This window comes from Streptomyces sp. NPDC001493 (genome assembly GCF_053597235.1).
In genome coordinates this window covers 118,250-141,875 of record NZ_JBSFHV010000014.1, presented here as the reverse complement: position 1 = coordinate 141,875, position 23,626 = coordinate 118,250, and the positions used below count along the sequence as shown (strand labels likewise).

The 23,626-nt window shown below is 71.5% G+C and carries 14 protein-coding genes; 7 read left to right on the top strand and 7 right to left on the bottom strand.

Features of this window, described 5'->3' with window-relative positions; genetic code table 11:
- Positions 1-162 precede the first annotated feature (162 nt).
- Positions 163-1,158 carry an ABC transporter substrate-binding protein gene (locus ACWCWD_RS20965; protein WP_450774393.1) on the bottom strand — a complete coding sequence of 332 codons (996 nt, stop codon included), beginning with the start codon at positions 1,156-1,158 and terminating at the stop codon, positions 163-165.
- Between the two features lie 666 nt (positions 1,159-1,824).
- On the opposite strand from ACWCWD_RS20965, the gene ACWCWD_RS20960 reads away from it, so the two are divergent.
- A complete protein-coding gene (locus ACWCWD_RS20960) occupies positions 1,825-3,471 on the top strand; it encodes a ribulokinase (protein WP_450774524.1) in 1,647 nt (548 codons plus the stop codon).
- Between the two features lie 54 nt (positions 3,472-3,525).
- Complete coding sequence (gene araA / locus ACWCWD_RS20955; RefSeq protein ID WP_450774391.1) at positions 3,526-5,037, top strand: L-arabinose isomerase; 1,512 nt, start codon at positions 3,526-3,528, stop codon at positions 5,035-5,037.
- Positions 5,038-5,111: 74 nt separating this feature from the next.
- On the opposite strand, the gene ACWCWD_RS20950 is transcribed toward araA, so the two are convergent.
- Both ACWCWD_RS20950 and ACWCWD_RS20945 read right to left on the bottom strand, forming a co-directional pair.
- On the bottom strand, positions 5,112-6,611 hold the full coding sequence (locus ACWCWD_RS20950) for a peptide ligase PGM1-related protein (RefSeq protein WP_450774389.1): 1,500 nt from the start codon (positions 6,609-6,611) through the stop codon (positions 5,112-5,114).
- 609 nt (positions 6,612-7,220) lie between these two features.
- Entirely contained in the window at positions 7,221-8,744 is a 1,524-nt protein-coding gene (locus tag ACWCWD_RS20945) for a glycosyl hydrolase family 18 protein (RefSeq protein ID WP_450774387.1), read from the bottom strand.
- A gap of 607 nt (positions 8,745-9,351) precedes the next feature.
- Between ACWCWD_RS20945 and ACWCWD_RS20940 the strand changes: the two genes are divergently transcribed.
- A complete protein-coding gene (locus tag ACWCWD_RS20940) occupies positions 9,352-10,461 on the top strand; it encodes a hypothetical protein (protein ID WP_450774385.1) in 1,110 nt (369 codons plus the stop codon).
- Between the two features lie 1,117 nt (positions 10,462-11,578).
- Positions 11,579-13,129: a pectate lyase family protein gene (locus ACWCWD_RS20935; protein WP_450774383.1), complete on the top strand. Its 1,551-nt coding sequence runs from the start codon at positions 11,579-11,581 to the stop codon at positions 13,127-13,129.
- Between the two features lie 109 nt (positions 13,130-13,238).
- Here ACWCWD_RS20935 and ACWCWD_RS20930 read toward each other — a convergent pair whose 3' ends face one another.
- Entirely contained in the window at positions 13,239-14,264 is a 1,026-nt protein-coding gene (locus ACWCWD_RS20930; protein ID WP_450774381.1) for a PLP-dependent cysteine synthase family protein, read from the bottom strand.
- Positions 14,265-14,859: 595 nt separating this feature from the next.
- Positions 14,860-15,684 (bottom strand): DUF1684 domain-containing protein, encoded by an 825-nt coding sequence (locus tag ACWCWD_RS20925; RefSeq protein ID WP_450774379.1) that lies wholly within the window; start codon positions 15,682-15,684, stop codon positions 14,860-14,862.
- Positions 15,685-16,325: 641 nt separating this feature from the next.
- Between ACWCWD_RS20925 and ACWCWD_RS20920 the strand changes: the two genes are divergently transcribed.
- From ACWCWD_RS20920 to ACWCWD_RS20910, 3 genes are read left to right on the top strand one after another with little or no spacing between them, the layout of a single operon-like run.
- Positions 16,326-17,777, top strand: a complete 1,452-nt coding sequence (locus ACWCWD_RS20920) for an MFS transporter (protein WP_450774377.1) — start codon at positions 16,326-16,328, stop codon at positions 17,775-17,777.
- Complete coding sequence (locus ACWCWD_RS20915; RefSeq protein WP_450774375.1) at positions 17,770-18,885, top strand: LLM class flavin-dependent oxidoreductase; 1,116 nt, start codon at positions 17,770-17,772, stop codon at positions 18,883-18,885. Before ACWCWD_RS20920 ends, ACWCWD_RS20915 begins: the two co-directional genes overlap by 8 nt.
- A gap of 10 nt (positions 18,886-18,895) precedes the next feature.
- On the top strand, positions 18,896-20,263 hold the full coding sequence (locus ACWCWD_RS20910) for an NtaA/DmoA family FMN-dependent monooxygenase (RefSeq protein ID WP_450774373.1): 1,368 nt from the start codon (positions 18,896-18,898) through the stop codon (positions 20,261-20,263).
- A gap of 96 nt (positions 20,264-20,359) precedes the next feature.
- Here the strand turns inward: ACWCWD_RS20910 and ACWCWD_RS20905 are convergent, their stop codons facing one another.
- Positions 20,360-21,922, bottom strand: a complete 1,563-nt coding sequence (locus ACWCWD_RS20905) for an LLM class flavin-dependent oxidoreductase (RefSeq protein WP_450774371.1) — start codon at positions 21,920-21,922, stop codon at positions 20,360-20,362.
- Positions 21,923-21,990: 68 nt separating this feature from the next.
- A complete protein-coding gene (locus tag ACWCWD_RS20900; RefSeq protein ID WP_450774369.1) occupies positions 21,991-23,472 on the bottom strand; it encodes an MFS transporter in 1,482 nt (493 codons plus the stop codon).
- Between the last annotated feature and the right edge of the window lie 154 nt (positions 23,473-23,626).

The following is a 23,626-nucleotide window of genomic DNA, read 5'->3' as shown; positions in this document are numbered from 1 at the left end:
AGGCGACGAGGCCGGGGCCCCGTCGCGTCTGCTCCGCCGGCTCGGTCCGGTGGGCCGGGGGTGCGGCCGGTCGACGCCGGTGCACCGGGGGGAAGTCCGCACGCGCGAGCCGGCAGCTCTTGCGGCTGCCCGCACTCGCGGTCCGTCGGTACGCGCGGTTCGTCAGTACTTGCGGGTGGGGAGGGCCGCCGCGGCCTTGTCCTGGGGGAAGACGCCTTCCACGGTCTCGACGCGTGCCGGGACGCTCTCGCCGGCCGCGACCTTCTTCGTCAGCTCCATCAGCTGGTCGCCGAGGAGGGGGTTGCACTCCACGACGACATTGATCTTGCCTTCGGTCATGGCGGTGAAGGCGTCCTTGATGCCGTCCACCGAGATGATCTTGATGTCCTTGCCCGGCTTCTTGCCCGCCTCCTCGATGGCCTGGATCGCACCCAGGGCCATGTCGTCGTTGTGGGCGTACAGCACGTCGATGTCCTTCTGGGACTTGAGGAAGGCCTGCATGACCTCCTTGCCCTTGGCGCGGGTGAAGTCGCCGGTCTGGGAGGCGACGATCTTGAACTTCGGGTCGGTCTTGATGACCTCGCCGAAGCCGGCCTTGCGGTCGTTGGCCGGGGCCGACCCGGTGGTCCCCTGGAGCTCGACGATGTTCACGGGGCCCGTCTCGTTCTTGTACTCCGCGGTCAGCCACTCGCCCGCGGACTTCCCCTCCTTGATGAAGTCCGAGCCGAGGAAGGTCTTGTAGAGCGAGGTGTCCTGCGAGTCCACGGCCCGGTCGGTCAGGATCACCGGGATGCCGGCGTCCTTCGCCTCCTTGAGCACGGTGTCCCAGCCGGACTCCACCACCGGGGAGAAGGCGATGACGTCCACCCGCTGCTGGATGAAGGTGCGGATCGCCTTGATCTGGTTCTCCTGCTTCTGCTGCGCGTCGGAGAACTTCAGGGTGATCCCGGCCTTCTTGGCCGCCTCCTGGACCGACTTGGTGTTGGCGGTGCGCCAACCGCTCTCCGCGCCCACCTGGGCGAAACCGAGGACGAGCTTGCCGTCGGACTTGTCGCCTCCGGCGCCGCCGCCGGAGGGGGTCGTCTCGGCGGAGCATGCGGTCATCGTCGACGCGGCGAGGATGCCGACGGCGAGGGCGTAGGCGATTCTGCGGGCCATGGTGGTGTGTCCTCTCGGAGGGATGTCTTCGGTGCCGAGGTGGTGCGATCCGGTACGCCGCACGTGGAGTGGGCCCGGCCGGAGACAGTGCGGGGCTCCGGCGAGGCCGGAAGCCCGGGTGGTGACGGCGGGAGGTTCATGGGGTGCGCCGCGAGCAGTGTGAGCGCTAACACTGCGCTATCTCAAGCCCTGTGCGCGAGTTACCTATTTGTGACATGAGGGTGCGTGGTGGACGCGGGAGTGAAGGTGTCCGTGCGCCCTCGGCGCGCTGCGGGTTCCGGGAGGCGGGCGGTCAAGTCGCGTCCCGGTATGCGGAGTTGTGGATCGATGGGTGATCTCCTCGGGGTGTGCGGCGCCCGCCCCCACCCCGGGCGGGCGGTGCGCAACCGCGGCGTGCGGCGCCGTCGCGCACCGCGCGCCGTGCGTACTGCTCCGAAGGGGTTGACGCGGAACACGAAAGGCGAAGCGGCTGCACCGCTCTTGATTTCGCAATTGTTAGCGTTCACACTTTCGGCTGTCGGCGGTCCCGCTCATCCGGCTCCGCACATCGCTGCCGCTGGTGGGCCGTCTGTCGGCCACCTTTCCCGAAGGGCAACCCTGGTGACTTTCCAACCGTCCCGCACGCCTTATGACCCGTCAGGTCCGGCCGGTGCCGAGCAGTACACCGTGGGCGTCGACTTCGGCACCCTGTCCGGACGTGCCGTCGTCGTCCGGGTGCGCGACGGCGAGGAACTCGCCTCCGCCGTGCACGAGTACCCGCACGGAGTGATGGAACGTCAACTGCCCGACGGATCGACGTCACTCCCGCCGGACTGGGCCCTGCAGCATCCCGAGGACTGGTGCGAGGTACTCCGCCGGGCCGTGCCCGCCGCGGTGGAGGCGGCCGGCGTCGACCCCCGCGACATCGTCGGGATCGCCACCGACTTCACCGCCTGCACCGTGCTCCCGACGCTGGCCGACGGCACCCCGCTCGCCGCGACGGAACTCTCCGGCAGGCCCCATGCCTGGCCGAAACTCTGGAAGCACCACGCCGCACAGGACCAGGCCGACCGGATCAACGCACTCGCCCACGAGCGGGGCGAGAAGTGGATCGCCCGCTACGGCGGAAAGATCTCCGCGGAGTGGCAGTTCGCCAAGGCGCTCCAGGTGCTGGAGGAGGACCCCGAGGTCTACGCCCGGTGCGCCCGCTGGATCGAGGCCTCCGACTGGATCGTGTGGCAGCTCACCGGCAGCGAGTCCCGCAACGCGTGCGCCGCCGGATACAAGGGCATCCATCAGGACGGCTCCTACCCCACCGAGGAGTACCTCGCCGCCCTGCACCCGGACTTCGCGGACTTCGCCCGCACCCGCCTGGAGTTCCCCCTGTCGGCCCTCGGCTCACGCGTCGGCTCGCTGACCGCCCGGGCGGCGGAGTGGACCGGTCTCCCCGAGGGGATCGCCGTCGCAGCGGGCAACGTCGACGCACATGTCGCCGCGGCCGCCGCCCAGGCGGTGGAGAACGGCCGGCTGCTGGCCATCATGGGCACCTCCAGCTGCCACGTGGTGAACGGTCCGGCCCTCGCCGACGTACCCGGCATCTGCGGAGTCGTCAACGGCGGAATCGTCGAGGGCGCGTACGGCTACGAGGCCGGCCAGAGCGCGGTCGGCGACATCTTCGGCTGGGCCATCGGCCAGGGCGTCCCCGCCGGCTACGCGGCCGAGGCCGCCTCCCGCGGCGAGGACCTGCACACCCTGCTGACCCGCAAGGCCGCGGCCCAGCCGGTGGGCGGCCACGGGCTGGTGGCCCTGGACTGGATGAACGGCAACCGGTCCGTGCTGGTGGACCATCACCTCTCGGGTGTGATCGTCGGCCTCACCCTGGCCACCCGCCCCGAGGACGTCTACCGGGCCCTGCTCGAAGCCACCGCCTTCGGCACCCGAGTCATCGTGGAGACGCTGGAAACCGGCGGGGTACCGGTGCACGAGTTCATCGTCACCGGAGGGCTCAAGAAGAACGCCCTGCTCATGCAGATCTACGCCGACGTCCTGCGCCGCCCCGTCTCCCTCGCCGCCTCCGAGCAGGGCTCGGCCCTCGGCTCCGCCATCCACGCCGCCGTCGCCGCCGGAGCCCACCCCGACGTCCGCACCGCGACCGCCGCCATGGGCAGGCTCCACCGGGACGTCTACGTCCCCGACCCCTCCCGCGCCGACGCCTACGACGCGCTCTTCGCCGAATACCGCCTCCTCCACGAGGAGTTCGGCGTCCGGGACGGGCTCCTCCACCGGCTGCGCCGCATCCGCAACCACGCACTCACCAGCACCCCGGCCGACTGACCCGCCGGACACCCCGCCACCTCGCCCGCCACACTTCACCCACCGGGAGTCCCCGTGCCCAGCCAGGCCCCCTCCGTCCGCGAAATATGGTTCCTCACCGGCAGCCAAGGCCTCTACGGAGAGGAGACGCTCCGGCAGGTGGCCGAACAGTCCGGCACCATCGCGGCCACCCTCGCCGACTCCGCGGCGCTGCCCGCCCGGATCGTCTGGAAACCCGTACTGACGGACTCCGCCGCGATCCGCGCGATCTGCCTGGAAGCCAACACCGACGAGCGGTGCATTGGTCTGATCGCCTGGATGCACACCTTCTCACCGGCGAAGATGTGGATCTCCGGGCTGGACGCGCTGCGCAAGCCGCTGCTGCACCTGCACACCCAGTCGAACGTCGCCCTGCCCTGGGCCACCATCGACATGGACTTCATGAACCTCAACCAAGCGGCGCACGGAGACCGGGAGTTCGGATACATCCAGTCCCGCATCGGCGTCGCGCGCAAAACCGTTGCGGGCCACGTCACCGACCCGGCCACCCGCGCGCGGATCGCCGCCTGGGCGCGCGCCGCGGCCGGACGCGCCGAACTCGCCACGCTCAAGGTCGCCCGCTTCGGCGACAACATGCGCGACGTCGCCGTCACCGAAGGCGACAAGGTCGACGCCCAGCTCCGCTTCGGGGTCTCCGTCAACACCTACGGAGTCAACGACCTCGTCGCCCACGTCGACGCCGCCACCGACGCGGAGGTCGGCGAACTCGTCAAGGAGTACGAGGACACCTACCGGCTCGCCGCCCCGCTGAGGGCCGGCGGCGAACGCCACGAGGCACTGCGGTACGCGGCACGCATCGAAGCCGGCCTGCGCACCTTCCTCACCGACGGCGGATTCGGCGCCTTCACCACCAACTTCGAGGACCTCGGCGGACTCCGGCAGCTCCCGGGCATCGCCGTCCAGCGGCTCATGGCCCAGGGGTACGGCTTCGGCGGCGAGGGCGACTGGAAGACCGCCGTCCTGCTGCGCACCCTCAAGACGGCGGCCGACGGCCTGCCCGGCGGCACCTCCTTCATGGAGGACTACACCTACGACCTCACGCCCGGCAACGAACTCATCCTCGGCGCCCACATGCTGGAGGTCTGCCCGTCCCTCGCGGACGAGGTCCCGAGCTGCGAGATCCACCCGCTCGGCATCGGCGGCCGGGAGGACCCGGTCCGCCTGGTCTTCGACGCCGCGGCGGGCCCGGCGGTCGTCGTCGGGCTCACCGACCTCGGCGACCGGTTCCGGCTCGTCGCCAACGAGATCGACGTGGTCGCCCCCACCGAGCCGCTGCCCGCACTGCCCGTGGCCCGCGCCGTGTGGCGGCCCCGGCCGAACCTGCGCACCTCCACCGAGACCTGGCTCACCGCCGGAGGCCCGCACCACACGGTGCTCACCACCGCCCTGGGGGCCGAACACCTGGACGACCTGGCCGAGATGCTGCGTACCGAACTCGTCCTCATCGACGCGTCCACCACACCGAGGCAGTTCGCCCGTGAACTGCGCTGGAACCAGGCTTACCACCGGCTCGCCGGTGGTCTGTGACCCCACCGTGCGGACCCGGAATCCGAAGAGTGGCCCGGCCCGGGCGGGGAGGGCCGGGCACTCCTCGGTTCCTCTCAGCGCTGAGGCGTCAACCCGTCCACGAGAGCGCGGAGTTCCCGCATCAGCCAGGTGGCCTGCTCGCGGCTGCGGGCGAGGCACAGGGCCCCGAACTTCCCGAACTCGGTGACCGGGCTCATCAGATGCAGCACCACGCCCGTTCTGCGCACGGGGTCGTAGCCGATGGGTGATCCGGTGACGGCCTCGATGAGCTGGGCCGGGCGCAGCCCCCGGTAGCGGCGGTCCATGATGACGTCCGACGCCTCGTAGACGTACTCGACGCCGTCCACCACGAAGCGTCCGTCCGGCGTCGGCTCCTCCCCGAGCAGGCCCGACGCCATGGTGAAGGGGTGCTTGGTGGCGGTGGCGCGGAGGTTGATCTCGCAGCCCAGCAGACGCCATCCGTCGCCGGACCGGGTGGCGAGGAAGTCCACCCCGTAGTCACCGCTGCCGACGCCGCGTTCCCGGAGCACCTCGCCCACCCGCAGGCCGTGGCGGATGAGCAGTTGCCGGTAGCCGGAGGCGGCGGGGAAGGTGCAGCCGTGATAGGTCTGTCCGTCGTCGGCGAGGACCTGGTCGTGCGTGGACACGGCCTCGACGGTGCCCCGTTCGGTGATGCGCCCCTGGAAACTCGGGCTGATCAGGGGCACTTCGGAGATCATCTCCTCGACGATCACCCCGTCGTCCGCCATCAGGGTGACGTAATCCTGCCAGGTGAGCTTCCGGTCCATGAGCGCCGCCCCGGGCAACGCCCGCGCGACCCGCCTCTCGACGGTGTCGCCGCCCGGCGCGGTGATGCCGTCGTCGAGCGTGAGCAGGGCGTTGCCGAGACCCCCGCCGAACGCCGTGCTGTCCAGCTTCAGCACCAGCTCGCGCAGCCCGGCCGCGGCGAGGCCGGCGACCGCCGAGGCGAGTGTCCCGGGGTCGTGGCACACCCCGCTGCCCGCCGGTACCGGGATCCCCGCGGCGGCGAAGATCTCCCGGCCGGAGTGCTTGGTCCCCAGCGGGATATGGGCCGAAGAGGGCTGGGTAGCGGGCAGGTCCAGCTCGCGGGCCAGCTCTTCGAGCGGCTCGGACGGCTCGAAGTAGCTCAGCCGTACGTCCGCTCCGGAGCTCCGGTGAAGATCGGCGAACTCCCGCAATTCGGAGCGCACTTCGGCCGCACGTGGGCTGACGGGGTCGAGCACCTTGGTGCTGAGCCAGCGGGTGGTGGCGTCGTCGATCGGCAGGACGCGTACGAGTTCGCGCAGGTGCCGCACGCTCTCCCGGTCCGTGGCGGGCGTACCGCCGAGGAGGAGCCCGAGGTAGTAGTCGACCTGTTCCTCGCCGTCGATCACACTCGGCGCCGTCACGTAGAGAAGATGGCCACCGGCACGGCAGACCGTGGTGACGATCGCGGGGCCCAGCAGCCGTTCGGGGAAGTACGTCGCGCCGGTCAGTCGCTCCAGCACCTCGGGGCCGCATTCCCGGCTCTCGATGTGGATTCGGGCCGTGGGGCGTCGATGCGTTTCAGTCACAGCGTCCTCGAAGCTACGGGTGCCGGATGGGACTGCGTAAGGCGACAACTCGGTTGGTCGCCTGCGGGTCACGGTTTCCCGCCGTGGAGCGGACGTGGTGGCGGCCGGAGGGTTTCTCGTGCGTGAGTGCCTGGTCGAAGAGGCGCGTGTCCACAGGGCGAGAAACCTCCACGGAATTCTTCACCGGACGCATGCTCCGACCGGTGAAATCGGCGATGCATTACTCGGGTTCGATGATGGAATGTCCGAGTGATCCAATGTCCGGATGTCCGGATGCAATTCTCGGCGGACACCGGAAAATCCGACTCGAGGACCGAGGCGGAGGACCGGAACGAGAACGTGGGCGATGGTTCCGTAATTTTTCTGTCCCTTCCGTGAAACGGAGAGAACAACCACTCAACTTTGCCTCAGGGTTCCGGCGTGTACAAGACTGCTTTTCGCCGACTCTTTTCCCAGGGCTCTCGGAGGAACACAAAGGAAACAGGGCCGGCAGACGTGCTGCCGACCCTGTCCGGATCTGTTCGAGTGCGCCCGGGGCCTCAGGAACCTTCAGGGCCCCGGGAGCTCAGGGAGCCCAGGGAGCTCAGGAGGAGCGATCGCCCCGCCTCCTCAGCAGGCGCCGAGGTCCACCCAAACGCCCCACTGTCCCGTGGTGCCGGGCACCTCGCCCTGGGTCCACCACTGGGCCTTCCAGGTGTGGCCCTGGTACGAGACCGTCTGGCCGCCGGTGTAGATCGACGCCGCGGCCCACGGGGTGGCCGTGCACTGGGTCGTCGCGCCGCCGGTGACCTTGAGGGAGTAGGTCGCGGTGTGGCTCCCGGACGCGCCGGTGCCGGTCACGGTGATCGTGTACGTACCCGAGGCCGCGGCCGACGTCGTCGCCAGGGTCAGCGTGGAACTGCCGCCCGCCGTGACGGAGGCGGGGCTGAGCGAGGCGGTGACACCCGCCGGGGCGCCGGTGACCTTGAGGGCGACCGTCTGTGCCGAACCCGCGGTCACCGCCGTCTTCACCGAGCTGGTGACCGAGCCGCCCGCGGCCACCGAACCGGAGGCCGGGGTGGCGCTGAGCGAGAAGTCGTTGGCCGGGGTCGTGGTGGTGCCGCCGGTGAAGGGCGCGAAGATGTGCGAGAAGTCCCAGGTGTTCTGCTGGATTCCGGAGCAGCCGTCCGCGGCGGCGCCGCCGGGGCAGCTTCCGTTGTCACGCTGGAGCGCCCAGAAGGACAGGAAGTTGATGCCCTTCGAGACGGCCCAGTTGTAGACCTGGGTGGCGTTGGCGAGGGTGAAGGTCTCCGCCGGGCCGAAGTCGTCGACGCCGGGCATCTCCGTGATGCCGACCATGTTCCACAGCTGGGCCGAGGTCTTGGTGGGGTAGAGGACCGCGAGCTGGTTGACGAGTCCCTGGGCCGCGGTCTGGGTGTCGTTCGCCATGTTGTGCGTGGCGTTGTCGTAGTAGTCGAACGTCATGAGGTTCGCGACGTCGACGCGCGCCCCGTTCTTGACCGCGTTCTGCAGTACGGCGAGCGCGTTGGATTCCAGGCCCGAGGTGGTGGTGGGCAGGGTGTAGGAGATCTCGACCTTGCGCCCGTTGGCGGCGGCCCAGTCCTGGAGGACCTTGATGGCCTTGTTGCGGCGGTCGATGCCCGCGGTGTTGCTCAGCGAGTCGACCTCGACGTCCATGTCGAGGCGGGTCACGTCGTACGTGGTGATGACCTTCTCGTAGGCCGCCGCGATCTGGTTGACGTCGGTGCAGCTCTCCGCGATCTCGGTACCCGTGGTGTCGGCCGCGTACCCGCCGAACGACGGGATGACGTCACCGCCGTTGGCCTGAATGGTCTTGATGTCGCTGCCGAAGGAGGACGCGGCGATCGGCATCCCGGTGTCGCCGCTCCAGTACGGCGTACACGAACCGGGCGTGGCGGTCTGCAGGAACGCCATGGTGAGGTGCTTGGTGCCCGACTGCGCCGCCAGGGCGGCGGGGCTGTCGCCGGTCCACGTCTCGAAGAACGGGGCGAAGACGTGGGAGGGGAGAGGCGTCGCCGCCTGGGCGGGCCCCCCGATCAGCGTGAGGCCGGCGGCGGCCACTGCCGTGACCGTGGCGGTGACGACCGTGCGGAGCGAGCGCGTGAGTCTCATGGGTGTCCCAGCTGTGAGGAGGGGCAAGAGCCGCCGACGGCCTTCCGGTAGCGGCATGGTGCATGGAATCGGCGGTGGCAGATGCACGTCAATGGTCTGGACCAAGCCGGGAGTGGACCAATTCCCCACGGGTCGATCTTTTCGCTGGTGGGAGATGCGCAGTGGACTGGACCACTCGACCGCGTTTTTACCGGCATTTGGCCAACTTGGCCCCCGCGGAGGCTGATTCATGGCTCGCGCGCGCGTTCCGGCCACGGCGGGCGGCGGTGCCCGGAGAGCGTGGTGGGACGGGAGGAGAGACGAGCGACGGGAGACCGGCGGCGATCGGCCGGAAAGGGCGGCGCACGCGGTGGACCGCGGTGGGGGAGGGGCTCCCGGGGCCACCGGGGCGGATGCGGGGATGCCCGGAACGGCTGACGCGGCAAGGCTGCGGCGGACCGTTCTTCTGGCACCTTGAGCGCCGGGCTCCGAACGGGTGACGCCCCGTCCGCTCGCCGGCGGGTGCGGAACCATGCCGCGTTCGCGGCGACGCGCCGGCGTACGCCCGACCCGAGCCACAGCACGGACCGCGCAGGCAGCACCGACCTCACCCACAGGGGGTACGCCCATGCACGTCCGCACCGCAGCACCGACGAACAGACGCGTTCGAGCCGTCCTGCTCATCATGGGGATGCTGGCCGCCCTGCTGGCGGCAGCCCTTCCCACCGCCGGAACCGCACAGGCCGCCGTCCCCGACCGCTGGGGGTTCGCCTACCTGGACAACCCGACGCCGCCCTCCGGCTACGTCCCCGACCCCACCCGCCAGTGGGGCAGCTGGACCACCCCGTCGGCCAACCCCGTCAAGGTCGACCAGCTCGGCCTCGGCTCGTACGTGGCGCACTTCCCGCTGATCGGAGGCGCGGGCGGGATCGCCCACGCCACCGCGGTCAACAGCGCCGCCCACTGGTGCCAGATCGCCGCCTGGAAGCAGGTGGGCAGCGGCGAGGACGTGTTCGTGAACTGCTATCTACCGAGCGGCGCACCCGACAACTCCACCTTCACCGTCCTGTACACCGCCAGCAGCGGATCTCCCGCCACGCCGAGCGGGTCGTACGGCTACATCTACTCCGACACCAGCGGCACGGTACTCACCCAGTACAACTCCACCTCCGCCGTGAACACGGTGAGCAAGGGCTCGACCGGCATCTGGAAGGCGTGGCTCCCCGGACTCGGACTGTCCAGCTACGCGGGCGACTTCCAGGTCACCGCGGTCGACCCGCAGCAGGGGGCGCACTGCAAGGTGTCCGACTGGGCGCCGGGCGCCACCGGACAGACGGCGGTGGTCGCCTGCTACGACGCGTCGGACGCCCCGTACGACGCCAAGTGGACGCTGAGCTACTCCTACCTGCGGGCGGTCCACGGGCCGGCCTTCCCGCCGAAGTCGTTCGGCTACCTCTGGTACAACGGTTCGCTGCCCGCGCTCACCAACTACAACTCCACCGGCGCCACCAACACCCTCGGCGGCTCGGGAGCGCCCTTCGTCGTCACCCTCCCGTCGGTCGCCGTCCCCTCCGACACCGCGCACGCCACCGCCTACGGCAGCGGGCCCGGGTACTGCGGCCTGTACGCCCCCTGGGTCCGGTCGAGCGGGACCGTACAGCTCCCCGTCAACTGCTTCGGCCCCGGCGGGGCTCCGGTGAAGGCGCCGTTCTTCGCCGCGTACACCTCGGCGTTCTGACGCCGTAGCCACCACGTCGGTCCCGGGAGCGGTCGGGCTCCCGGGACCGACGTCGTGTGCGTGCGTGTGAGCCCGTCGGCACCGGAGGCGGTGACGGTGCCGGCCGGGTCCGGTGAGGCCGTCGACGACGGCGGCGCGAGCGGGCCGTTCGCGGGGTGCGCGCTTTCCATGAGCCGGGGCGGTCGGGCGGATCGCACGCCCCGCGCCCGGCGTTCCGGGCGGTGATCGGCGCTTCCCTCGTGCGTGCCGAGGGAAATTTTCCCGGGAGGCCGGGATCGTCGGGTGACTGGTTTCGAGGGCGCTCCCATGCGTCCAGCGGGCGGTGCGGAGGCTCTGGTTCCGGCCGCCGGGTGCGGTGTGCATCCCTGCGGGCGGAGCGTTCCGGGCACCGTTTTGAGCTGCGGCTATGCCGTTCTTCGTCCTCCCGGGGGAGATCGGTCGCGACCGTGCGCGCGTTCAGGGGTGTGAACCCGGTTCGAGGTTCGGGACGATCTCGCGCGGTCCCGCCGGGCGGGCCGGCTGCGGTCGCCGGTCGCGGTGGCGCTCATTCCGTACGCGTCCAGAACCTTGCCAGCCTCGCGACGGCCGCCCTATCCTCACGTTCAGAAAGCGCTTTCCCCCTCCAGGGCCCCGCACCGGTGAACGTGAAGTCGTCTCATCCGCAGGCGACTTCACCGGCGAGCCGCCACCGATCCGGAACGGTGCCGCATCCAGGACGTCGCCGCGCCACGGAGTGAAGGGTGTACGCCATGATCCACGCTCGTCACGCCGTCCGTCACGGTGTGGAAGGCGACGGCTTCCTGTAGCGGATGGCCGGTCACGCCGCCGGATTTCCCGGCGGTGGTCCACCGGGCGGTGTTCCCGCCCCCGGTGCGGCGCGACCGGCGGGAGTGGGCGGTGGTGCGGACACGGAGACCCCGTGGCCGGCGCCGCCGACAGTGCAGGCTTGTGGGTCGCGGCAGAACGGCCGACTCGATCCGACCGGCGCGAACGAGCCCGCGCCAGGGGTGGTCGGAACGTAACCGGTGTGTATCGGCGGGCTCGGTACGACTTCATGAATGGCATGAACATGCCATTGCTCAACCCCGTATTCGAAGACGAACAGGGAGAGACGAGCATGAGGAAAGCAGTCGCACTGCGACTCTCCGCGGCAGTGGCCACGGCGGCCCTGGCGGCGGCGACCGGCGTCATCGTGTCGATGCCCTCGGCATCGGCCGCGACCGGCGGCGTCACCGGCTACGCGACCCAGAACGGCGGTACCACCGGCGGGGCCGGCGGGCAGGTCGTGAAAGCGACGACCGGTACCGAGATCCACCAGGCCCTGTGTGGTCGCGCCACCAGCAGCACCCCGATCACCATCCAGGTGGAGGGGACGATCAACCACGCCAACACCGCCAAGGTGTCGGGCGACAGCTGCAACACCGCGGCCGGTGTGATCGAGCTCAAGCAGATCAGCAACGTCACGCTCGTCGGTGTCGGAAGCGGCGCGGTCTTCGATCAACTGGGCATCCACATACGCGAGTCCAGCAACATCATCATCCAGAACGTGACGGTCAAGAACGTCAAGAAGTCCGGCTCGCCCACCTCCAACGGCGGCGACGCCATCGGCATGGAGAGCGACGTCCGCAACATCTGGGTCGACCACTCCACCCTGGAGGCATCGGGCGGCGAGGCCGAAGGGTTCGACGGCCTCTTCGACATGAAGGACAACACGCAGTACGTGACGCTGTCCTACAGCATCCTGCGCAACTCCGGGCGAGGCGGCCTCATCGGGTCCAGCGAGACCGAACTCTCCAACGGCTTCATCACCTTCCACCACAACCTGTACCAGAACCTCGACTCCCGTACCCCGTTGCTGCGTGGCGGCATCGCGCACATCTACAACAACTACTACGTCAACCTCAACGAGTCGGGCATCAACTCCCGCGCCGGGGCCAAGGCCAAGGTCGACAACAACTACTTCAAGGACTCCAAGGACGTCCTGGGCACCTTCTACACCGACGCGGCCGGCTACTGGCAGGTGAGCGGCAACACCTTCGACAACGTGACCTGGTCCGCCCACGCCTCCGACAACAACCCGGCCGGGCCCAACCCCACGTCGAACACCACGGTCAGCATCCCGTACTCCTACAGCCTCGACGCCGCCAGCTGCGTGCCGAACATCGTGACCCAGACGGCAGGCGCCAACAAGGGCCTCCAGGTCTCGGACGGCAACTGCACGCCGACCACCCCCACCGGCAACCCCACCACGCCCACGCCGAGCCCCACCACGGCCACGCCGTCGCCGACCACCGGACCGACGCAGCCCAGTGGCACCAACCTCAGCCTCTCCGGGGGCGCCGACGGCTCCAGCAAGGCCAGCGGAACCAGCTACGGCAACGTCAAGGACGGCAACCTGAGCACCTACTGGTCGCCCTCCGGCTCGACGGGCTCCGTCTCGGTCAAGTGGGACGCCGCGACCTCGGTCTCCTCGGTCAACATCCGAGAGGCGTCCGGTTCCAGCATCGGCTCGTGGCGGGTCCTCAACGGTGACACCGGCGCGGTCCTGAAGTCCGGCAGCGGCGCGGGCACCATCTCGTTCGCCACGACCTCACTGCGCAAGGTCACCTTCGAGATCACCAGCTCCAGCGGAACCCCGAAGATCGCCGAGTTCGAGACGTACGCCTGACAGAGGTACCGGTGGGGGCCGGGACCGTCGAACACGACGGTCCCGGCCCCCACCGGCGTTCCCCCCCCGGTGATGCCGGTGATGCCGGTGAACCCGGGGGAGGCGCGGCTCAGCCCTGCGACGGGACCGTACGCGCGTCGGCGGACACGCCGTCGTCCTCCGGCAGCCCGAGCTGCCGCAGCCAGTCGTCGTCGAAGACCTTGGAGAGGTAGTTGCGGCCGGAGTCCGGCAGCAGCACCACGACCAGGTCGTCCGGGCCCAGACCGGCCGCCACCCGCAGTGCGCCGGCCACCGCCGTACCGGCGGAACCGCCGACCAGCAGCCCCTCCTCACGCGCCAGACGCCGGGCGGTCAGCAGCGAGTCCCGGTCGCTGATCCGCTCGTAGCGGTCGACCACCGAGGGGTGGAAGGACTCGGGCCAGCTGTCGTCCACCGTCTCCGGGTGACGGAAGTAGCCGATGCTCTCCACGTGGTACGGGCCGCCGTCGCCGCCCGAGTAGACCGATGCCTCGGGGTCGGCGCCCACGACCGTCACTCGCCCGCCACTGACCTCCTTGAGGTACTCGCCGGTCCCCGTGATGGTGCCGCCGGTGCCGACCCCGGACACCAGATGGGTGATCCGGCCCTCCGTCTGCCGCCAGATCTCCGGTCCGGTCGTGCGGTAATGGGCCTGCGGATTCGCCGGGTTGTCGTACTGGTTGGCGAGCCAGCCGCCCGGAGTCTCGGCAGCGATGCGGACGGCCGTGGCATGCACGTGCTCGGGATGCTCGCGCGGTACGTTGCCCGGGCAGACGACGACCTCGGCGCCGTACGCGCGCAGTACCGCGACCTTCTCCGCGCTGCTCTTGTCCGGGATCGCGAACACGCACCGGTAGCCCCGCTGTGCGGCGACCATGGCCAGGCCGACCCCGGTATTGCCCGACGTGCCCTCGACGATGGTCCCGCCGGGCGCCAACAGCCCCTGCTTCTCCGCCGCTTCGACCATGGAGAGCGCGATGCGGTCCTTCACGCTCCCGCCGGGATTGACGTACTCCAGTTTCGCGTAGACCGGTGCGAGAGCCGTGCCGGTGACGCGGTTGAGGCGTACCAGCGGAGTGTTGCCGACCGCGTCGGCCAGTGAGGCGTGAACGTCCATGTGCGGTGCTCCTTGCGTCTGCTGAAGCTGATGCCACCGGATGATCCGGGAAGGCGCGGACGGCGGACGGACGCCGCGCCGGGCTTCCCGCGCCGTGCCGGGCGCGCGAGGGCCTGGGCGGTGAACGGCCGGGGACGGGCCGCGCGTCGACAGGCCGGGACAGCGGTGCGCACGCTCCGTACGGGAGCGCGGTACGCGGACACGGACCGTGACGCGGGGGAGCCGGGCGGGAACGCCGGGCCGGGGGAAGGGACGGGCCGACGAGCAGGTCAGCCCGGACAGAGGGCGCTGGACGAGCGGCGCAGGACTATGTGCAGCCGGGCGTGCGGTTCGCTGCGCGGCCCGGCGTGCGCTCGGGTCTGCGGCCGGGTCTGCGGCCCGGCGTGCGTCCGGGAGCCGGGGTGCCGGCCGGGAGATGCCGTGCGATGCGTACCGGCGACGCGGCTCCGGGGCTCGGCCCCGGTGGAGCTCCGCTGGTACGGCATGAGTGGCGCGGTCCCTTCGCACACGGGGGCGTCACCCGTCGGCGACGCCCCCGAACGTACCAGCTCGGACGCCGCGACGAGAAGGAGACCTCGGCGGGTCGGGCGGGACATCAGGCGGCCGGTCCGCCGCGTTCCAGGGGAATGCGCTCGCCGGCCTCGACCGCGACCGGGAGACGGTTCTCCTTGGGCGGCAGCGGGCAGGTCGCCAGGTCGGTGTAGGCGCAGGGAAGGTTGGCGGCGCGGTTGAAATCGATGCGGACGGCGCCCTGTTCGTCGGGAGCCCCGATCTGGAGGGAGCGGTTCGCCGCATAGGTCGTCACACCGGAGGTGCGGTCCGTGAACAGCGCCATCAGCGCGCCGGGACGCTTGCCGTTGAACGTCGTGAGCCGGTGCGTCTCGCCGCCCAGCTCGAACTCGACCTGGCCGGGGGAGTCGTAGACGTGCTCCAGACCCTCGACCGCCGCACCGACCGTCACCGGACGCGGCTCCTCGAAGGGGATGAACGTGCCGGTGCGGACCCACTGCTCGGCAGGGGCGTAGGCGGGGGTGCCGGTGAACGCGGTGCGCAGGGCGTTCTCGGGGTGTCGGGGGCGCACGATGTCGTGCCCGCCGCGCTTGGCGACCTCGATCACCGCATCGCCGTACGCCGGGTACAGGCTGTCGCGTTCAGCGATGACCCCGAAGGAGTGACGGCCCGTCACCGTAACGCCGTCGATGGTCAGTTCCTCGCCGTCGGCCAGCTCCACCACCACTCCCTCGGCCGAGGTGGACCAGGCGCCCGGAGCGTCCTCGAAGCGCTCCGGTTCGGCGCTCAGCCAGCGCAGGCTCGTGATCGCGAGGAACCCGTGGGGTCCGGCGAGCTGTTCCTCCTTCTCGCGGTGCCACAGTTCCCACTCCTTGGCGAACGTCTCCGGGTCGGTCTGCGGGACGGTCATGTGCGCTCCCTCGTGCTGTGCGGCGGGCAGGGCCCGCGGGGCGGCTGTGCGGTTCTCCAGAGCGCAACTCCTCCCGGCGCGTGCTTCATTCCCGGATTCTGCGAACGGCGTATGAACGGATTCCGCGAACCGGTGCGGCGCTCCGGGGCGGCATTGTCCGGCGAGTCACCAGGGGTTAGCCTGCAGGGAGATCACCAGCGTGCCCACGTGGTGATCCTGCGTATCGGCGGCCGGACCGGACCGCCGACCGACCCGAAGAGTGCGAGGTGACCGGCGTGCGGGCGCGACTCTTCAGCGATCACGGCAGCCGTCTTCCGCACCACGGCGGGTCGTTCGCGTGCCGCGTCGTCCGGCGCCACGTCGATCTGCTCAGGGTGAGCAGCGCGCTGTGTACGGACCCCGCCCCGCACAACTGAGCGCGCGCACTCCGCCCCCGCCCATGGCGCTTGCGCGCGACGCGCGTCCGCTCCTCGTCCGTCCGACGGGCGTGAGGTCCCGGGCCGAGGGCTGAACTCCCTCCGCGTCCGCCGGCGCTCCTGCGCGACTTCCCCACTTTCATGACGCTCCGTCACATCCATGCGTGATCACGCGAGAGCGCGACCGCCGCGCCCGGCTTCCCGCGCGCCCCGAACGAGAGGATCATGGTGCTCAAGAACACCGCACGAACAGGGGTGTTCACCGCGCTGCGTGTCCGCGACTACCGGATCTACTGGAGTACCGGCCTGGTCTCCAACATCGGCTCCGCGATGCAGGGTGTGGCCCTGGACTGGTTCGTCTTCGACCTCACGCACAGCGGAACGGCGGTCGGCTGGGCGGCCGGTCTCCAGTTCGCCCCGGTCCTGCTGTTCGGTCTGTGGGGAGGGGTGCTCGCCGACCGGTACGACCGTCGCACCCTCCTGCTGTGGGCGCAGTCCCTGTACGCGGTCCAGGCGGTACTCCTCACGGTCGCCGTGCTGACCGGTCACGCGCCTCTCTGGTCGGTCTACCTGCTGTCGTTCGGCCTCGGCTGCGTGTTCACCGTGGAGAACCCCGCACGGCTCTCCTTCGTCACGGAGCTGGTCGGCCCCTCGCTGATACCGAACGCGGCCGGGCTCAACATCCTGTCGCTCAACGCCGCGCGGCTGATCGGACCCGCGATCGCCGGAGTGCTGATCGGACTCATCGGCCCGGGCGGGGTGTTCGCGGTGAACGCCGTCTCCTTTGTGGCCGTGACCCTGGGCCTGCTGACGATCCGCCCCCGCACCACACCCACGCCCGGCACTTCCGGGGCCGGAGCGTCGAGTGGGCCGGGGCCCGTGAGCGAGCAGGGGCCCGTGAAGCGCGCGCGATGGGCGGGCGCGGGCGCCGAGGGCCTGCGGTACGTCGCCGCCCGGCCCGAACTCGCCGGGGTGCTGGCCCTCTTCGGCCTGGTGGCCACCTTCGCGGTGAACTTCCCCACGACCCTCACCCTGTTCGCCGGGCGGGTCTTCGACGTCGGCTCCAGCGGCCTCGGCTTCATGTCGACCGCACTGTCCGTGGGCACCGTCGCCGGGACGCTCGCCGCGACCCGCCGCGCGGCGCCCCGGGTGCGGACCGTGGTCGTCGGCGCCGTCCTGTTCGGTGTGAGCGAGGCGGTGGCCGCGCTCATGCCCTCCTACACCACCTTCCTGATCCTGCTGCTGCCCACCGGCTTCGCCCTGATGACCCTCAACACCGCGGTCAGCGCCTTCGTCCAGTCGGAGGTCACCGACGCCATGCGCGGCCGGGTGATGGCCATCTACACCGTCGTCTCGATGGGCGGCGCCCCGCTCGGCGGCCCCACGATCGGCTGGGTCTCCCAGTACGCGGGGGTGCGGTGGGGGCTCGCCTCGGGAGCCACGGTCGCCGTGTTCTCCGCTCTCGCGGTGGCGCTCCTGCTCTCCCGGCGGCGCGGCACCACCGCCCCCGGCCCGGCCTCCCGGGTGTGGGTGGCGGCCGGTCCGGCGGTGGCTTCCCTCCGCGCCCGTACCCGAACCACCTTCCCGCCCCGGGAGCCGGCGCCGTCCCTCTCGTCGGCGCACGCCGACCCGTGCGTTCCCGGAACACCTTCGACCGGAGACAATCCTCATGACTGATCACGACACCGGGCCCCTCGGCCTGCACCTCGCCCTGGAAGCGGACGGCGACGGCGCCCACCCCGCGTCCTGGCGGTACTCGGGACGCCCGCCGGGCGCGGTCCTCGGCCCGCGGGCCCTGCGGGACGTGGTGACCGCGGCCGAGGACGCCGGCTTCGCCCTCGTCACCTTCGCGGACTCGCCGCTGCCGCCCGGCGCCCCGGGCGGACCGGCCGGCCGGGTGGAGGCCGGGACCCGGGCCGCGTACGTCTCGCCGCTGACCGACCGGATCGGCCTCGCGCCCACCCTGCACGTCACCACCACGGAACCGTTCCACCTCGCCACCCAGCTCGCCAGCCTGGACCATGCCTCGCACGGCCGGGGCGCCTGGGTCGTCGGCGCGGCGAACGGCGCGGACGCCGCCGCCACCGTCGGCGAGCCGGTACGTTCCGCCGCCGAGCTGGCCCGCGAGACCGCCGACGTCATCGACACCGCCCGGTCGCTGTGGGACTCCTGGGAGGACGACGCGGTCATCAAGGACCTGGCCACCGGGCGCTTCCTCGACGCGGACCGGGTGCACCCCATCGACTTCGAGGGCCCCTCCTTCTCGGTCAAGGGCCCCCTGATCACCCCGCGCCCCCCGCAGGGCGGACTCGTCGTGGTGGTCCCGGACGAGCTGGACGCGGACGCCCGCGCCGACGTCGTCCTCGTCGGCCGGCCCGGCCTCCCCGAGCTCGCGGAACGCGCCACCGCGGCCAAGGAGGCCGGAGCGCCGTTGGTGTTCGCCGAGGTGGAGGTGGTCCTCGACGCCGACGTCCCGGCGGCCGACCGGCTCGCCGCCCTGGAGGAGGCCGCCCCCTGGCCGGAGACCGGGCGGCTGCGCCACGTCGGCTCGCCCGAGTCCCTGGTCGCTCTGCTGCGCGAACTGGCCGGGCTGGTCGACGGGGTCAGGCTGCATCCGGCCGTGCTCGCCGTCGACCTTCCGGTCCTGACCGGGCGGGTGCTGCCGGCCCTGGCGGGGACCGGCGAGGGGCCCGTACCGCGCGCCGGCGACACCCTGCGCGACACGCTCGGCCTTCCCCGCCCCGCCAACCGGTTCGCCGCCGCCCCGGCGGCCACGAACGCCTGAGGTGACCGACATGACCGAACGAAACCCCCGACCCCAGCTCCACCTCGGCGTGTTCTACACCGGAGTCGGACCCCAGCTGATCTGGTCCGACCCCGACGCCCCCTCGCACACCGCGATCGAGACCTTCGTCGAGATCGCGCAGATCCTCGAACGCGGCCTGTTCGACGCGTTCTTCCTGGGGGAGGGGCTGCGCGTACGGGAGAACAGGGGCCGCGTCTTCGACCTGGACGTGGCCGGCCGGCCCGACGCGATCACCCAGCTCTCCGCGCTCGCCGCCGTCACGACCCGCATCGGACTGGTGGCCACCCAGAACACCACGTACAACTACCCGGCCGATCTGGCCCGCCGCCTGGCCGGTCTCGACCTGCTCTCCGAGGGCCGCGCCGGCTGGAACATCGTCACCACCGACAACGCCTGGACCGGAGCCAACTTCCGGCACGGCGGCTGGCTGGAGCACGAACGCCGCTACGAGCGCGCCGGGCAGTTCGTCGAGGCGGCCAAGGAGCTCTGGGCGTCCTGGGCGCCGGACGCGATCGCACGGGACGGGAGCGCCGCGCAGTGGGCGGCGCCCGGCGTCATCGGACCGGTCGAGCGCGCCACCGACCTCGTGAGGTTCCGGGCCACCGCCACCGTCCCGGGCAGCCGCCAGGGCCGGCCGGTCCTCTTCCAGGCCGGTGACTCACCCGGCGGCCGTGAACTCGCCGCCCGCCACGCCGACGTGGTGTTCTCCGCCAACACCGAGTTCGGCAAGGCCACCGCCTACGCCGCCGACCTCCGCGACCGGCTGGCCCGCCACGGCCGTACCCCCGACTCGCTGCGCATCCTGCCCGGCGCCAACGTCGTCATCGGTGACACCCCGGCCGACGCGGAGGAGAAGGCCCGCTGGGTACGCGGCGAACAGATCAACGGCCCCCGCTCGATCGCCTTCCTGGAGCAGTACTGGGGCACCGACCTGTCCGGCTACGACCCCGACGGCCCGCTGCCCGACATCGAACCGAGCGACCAGGAGCTCGACCCCTCCCGGGGAACCCTCGCCGTCGAGCAGCGCAGCGGCAAGCTCGCGACCATTCGCAAGTGGCGCGAGATCGCCGCCGAACGCGGCCTGTCCATACGCGAGTTGGTGACCGAGGTGTCACCGGGACACCCGTCCTTCGTCGGCACCCCCGCGTCGATCGCCGACGAGTGGAGCCGGTACGTGCGCGAGGGGGTGGCGGACGGCTTCAACCTCCTGCCGCACCTGCTTCCGGCCTCCGTCACGGACATCGTCGACAAGCTCGTCCCGGAACTCCAGGAACGGGGGGTCTACCGCAGCGAGTACCGGGGCACCACCCTGCGCGAGCACCTGGACCTGCCGCCGCTCCCCACGGTCGCCGGCTGACCGGGTGCGGTCCTGCCCGGCCCGTGAGGGCGCGGGGCTGGCAGGACCGCGTGTCGGCCCGTGCCCCCGCCCGATCCCGCCCGCCGGTCGTGGAGGTCACCAGCCGGTGCCGAACCTCGCCATCGGCTCGATCAGTTCGGCTTCCTCGTAGGCGAGATGGGAGAGGAGGGCATCCGTGAGCAGGTCCACCACGGCCTCCAGCTCCTTCCCGTCGGTCTGTCCCCCCGCATGGGCGACCAGTTCGCGGTCGAGGCGGTCGATCACCCCCTGGATGACGTGGTGTTCCTCGGCCAGCCGGTCCAGCACCGGTCCCAGGCGGGGATCGGCGCGCCGCAGGTGGGGGAAGAGGTCCTGGTCCTCGCGCGTGTGGTGCAGGGCGGTCACCCGGCAGTACGAGGCGCAGAACGCCCCGAGCGTCCACACGTTCTGACGCAGACTCAGCCTTTGGATCTCGGAGCGGACCTCTCCCGGGTCCCTCGCCTCGTCCCGCACGTCGCGCACGGCCTGCCTCAGCCGGTCGAGATCCGCGCGGAGCTGGTCGTGCGCGGCGACGAGGTTCCGCGCCGCCTCCGGCCCACCGGCCGCGTACCGCCGGTCCGGGCCGGCGGGCGGCGCCGAGGGGCGGGTCGTCTCGTCCCACGGGCGCTCGGCGGACCGCCGTTCCCCGGGGGGTGCGGTGGCCCGGACCGAGAGCCGGGTGCCGGAATCCCGCGGCGTCCCCGCCTCCGCGCCCGTACGGCTCTGGGCGGATGCGGCCTCCCGCCCGGGGTCGGGTGCCCCTGCCGGGCCGGAACGCGCGGCGGCCACCAGCTCCCGGGTCGCGGGCGCCACCTCGGCGGCGAACCTCTCGATCAGCCCCCGCTCCCGTACGGGCAGGAGGAAGGCGCTCGTTCCGTGTTCGAGGGTCAGCGCGGCCAGCTGCTCGGGCCAGGACCCGGGCGGTCCCGCCGGGAAGCCGTCCCGGCCCGGGGAGAGGTTGTAGAGGCGGCGCACCGCTCCCGGATCGCGGCCCGCCCGCTCCGCCGCCTCGTCGACGGCGCGGTGACCCGCCGCGAGCCGGGCCGGGGGGACATGGGGGACGCTCGGCAGCCACCCGTCCGCCGCCGTACCCACCAGATCCAGCATCCGGGGGCCGATCGCCCCGACCCAGATGTCCATCGGGTGCGCGGGTGCGGGGCCGGAGGCGGCGCCGTCGAGTCCGTAGTGGGTGCCTTCGAGGTGGACCCGTCTGCCCGGTGTCCAGAGCGCCCGGATCACCTCGATCGCCTCCCGGGTGGCCCGGAGCGCTTCCCCCGGGGTGCGGCGGGGGCCGCCGTCGGCGGCGACGGACTCCCAGTAGGCCCCCGCGCCCAGCCCCAGTTCGACCCGGCCGCCGGTGAGGAGGTCCAGGGCGGCGGCGGTGCGGGCCAGCATCGCGGGAGGACGCAGCGGCAGGTTGGCGACATTGGGGAAGACCCGCACCCTGGCGGTGGAGGCGGCGATGACCGCGAGCGTCGCCCAGGCGTCGAGCAGGTCCGGGCGGTAGGGGTGGTCCGGGACGCTGACCAGATCCAGCCCGGCCAGGTCGGCCGTCCGGGCCAGCTCGACCGCGTCCTCGGGGTGTTCGGACACCGGCACCAGGATGGTGCCGAAGAGCAGGTCGTGTCCGTAGTCGGGCATGGGAAGACTCCGTTGCGATGGTCGGTCCGGCCGGACACGGCCGGGTGGGTGCGGGGACTGCGGTCGCGTCAGGTGCCGGACACTTCCCCCGCGGGGGACGCTTCCCCGGCGGCGGGCTTTCCACCGGCGGCGCCGCGCCGCAGTCTCCCCGGACCGGAGAGCGCCGCGACCGCGGCCACCGCCAGTGCGATCGCCGACATCACGAACGCGGTCGTGTAGCCGGACTCTGCGGGCAGTCGGCTGCCGGGCACCGCATGGGAGGCCACCAGGGACGCGGCGATCTGCGCCCCGAGCGACCCGCCGATGGTGCGCATGATGGTGTTGATGCCGGTCGCCTCCCCGGTCCGGCCGCGGTCGACCGCGCTGACGACGAGGTTGGCGAGCGCCGCGAAGGCGAAGCCGACGCCGACGCCGAGCACCGCCGAACCCGCGTACATCGCCGCCGCGTCGGCATGGGCGGTCGCGTAGACGACGAAGCCCGCCATGCCGACGAGGCAGGCCAGCACCAGCGGCAGCTTCCACCCCGCGGCCGCACCGATCCGTCCGGCGAGCGGGCCGGCGATCAGCATGGTCGCCGCCATCGGCACCATGAACAGCCCCGACCCGGTGACGGAGGCGCCGAAACCGTACCCGGCCGAGGAGGGGGTCTGGGCGAGCATCGGAACCAGGGTGAAGGCCCCGTACATCCCGAACCCGATGACGAGAGCCGTGAGATGGCTGGTCAGCACCGCCGGCCGGCGCAGCAGTTCGAGGTCGATCAGCGGCTCGCGCACCCTCGATTCGACGTACGCGAACACCGCGAGGAGCGCGATCGCGGCGACGAACAGGCCGACGATCCGGCCCGACGCCCACCCCCAGGACCTGCCCTGGCTGATGGCGGTCAGCAGGGCCACGATCCCGGCGCTCAGAAGGACGACTCCGGACCAGTCGATGCGGCCGGGGGAGCGGACCGGGGACTCCCGGACGAACGCCACGACGCCCGCGACGCCCGCCACGACGACGACCAGTCCGGTCCAGAAGATCCAGTGCCAGTCCAGTGCGTCGACGATGGGGCCCGGGACGACGAGCCCGACGCCGAAGCCGATACCGAAGGTGGACGAGATCAGACCGATCGCGACGGGCACCCGCTCGCGCGGGAACTGGTCGCGGACGATGCCGAACGCGAGCGGGAAGGCGGCCGATCCGACGCCCTGGACGGCCCGGGCCACGATCAGCAGAGCGAGCGAGCCGGAGAGCGCGGCCAGCAGCGTACCGACGGCGAAGACCGCGAGGCTGGCGACGAGCACACGGCGTTTGCCGAACATGTCTCCCACCCGGCCCAGCAGCGCGGTGGCGACGGAGGCGGTGAGCAGGAAGGAGCTGAGAACCCAGGACACGGACGTCGTGGAGGCCCCGAACTCCCGCTGGAGTTCAGGGAGTACCGGCACGACCATCGTCTGCATCAGCGAGAAGGAGAGCACGGCGAGGAGCAGGGCCGCGAAGGGCGCCGCAGTGCCGTGGGGCGGGGCGTAGGCGGGAGCCTCGGACGCCGGGGCGGGGATGTCGCTCATCGAGCCTCCCCCGGGCGGACCGGGCGGACCGGGCGGACCGGGCGGACCGGAGGTGCCGGGAGCGGGGCGGGGCTGAGGCCGGGCAGGCGAGTTAATATCACCGAGGAATCATTACATGATGTCATTCTTACGTCCAGCAACTGCCCCTGTATCG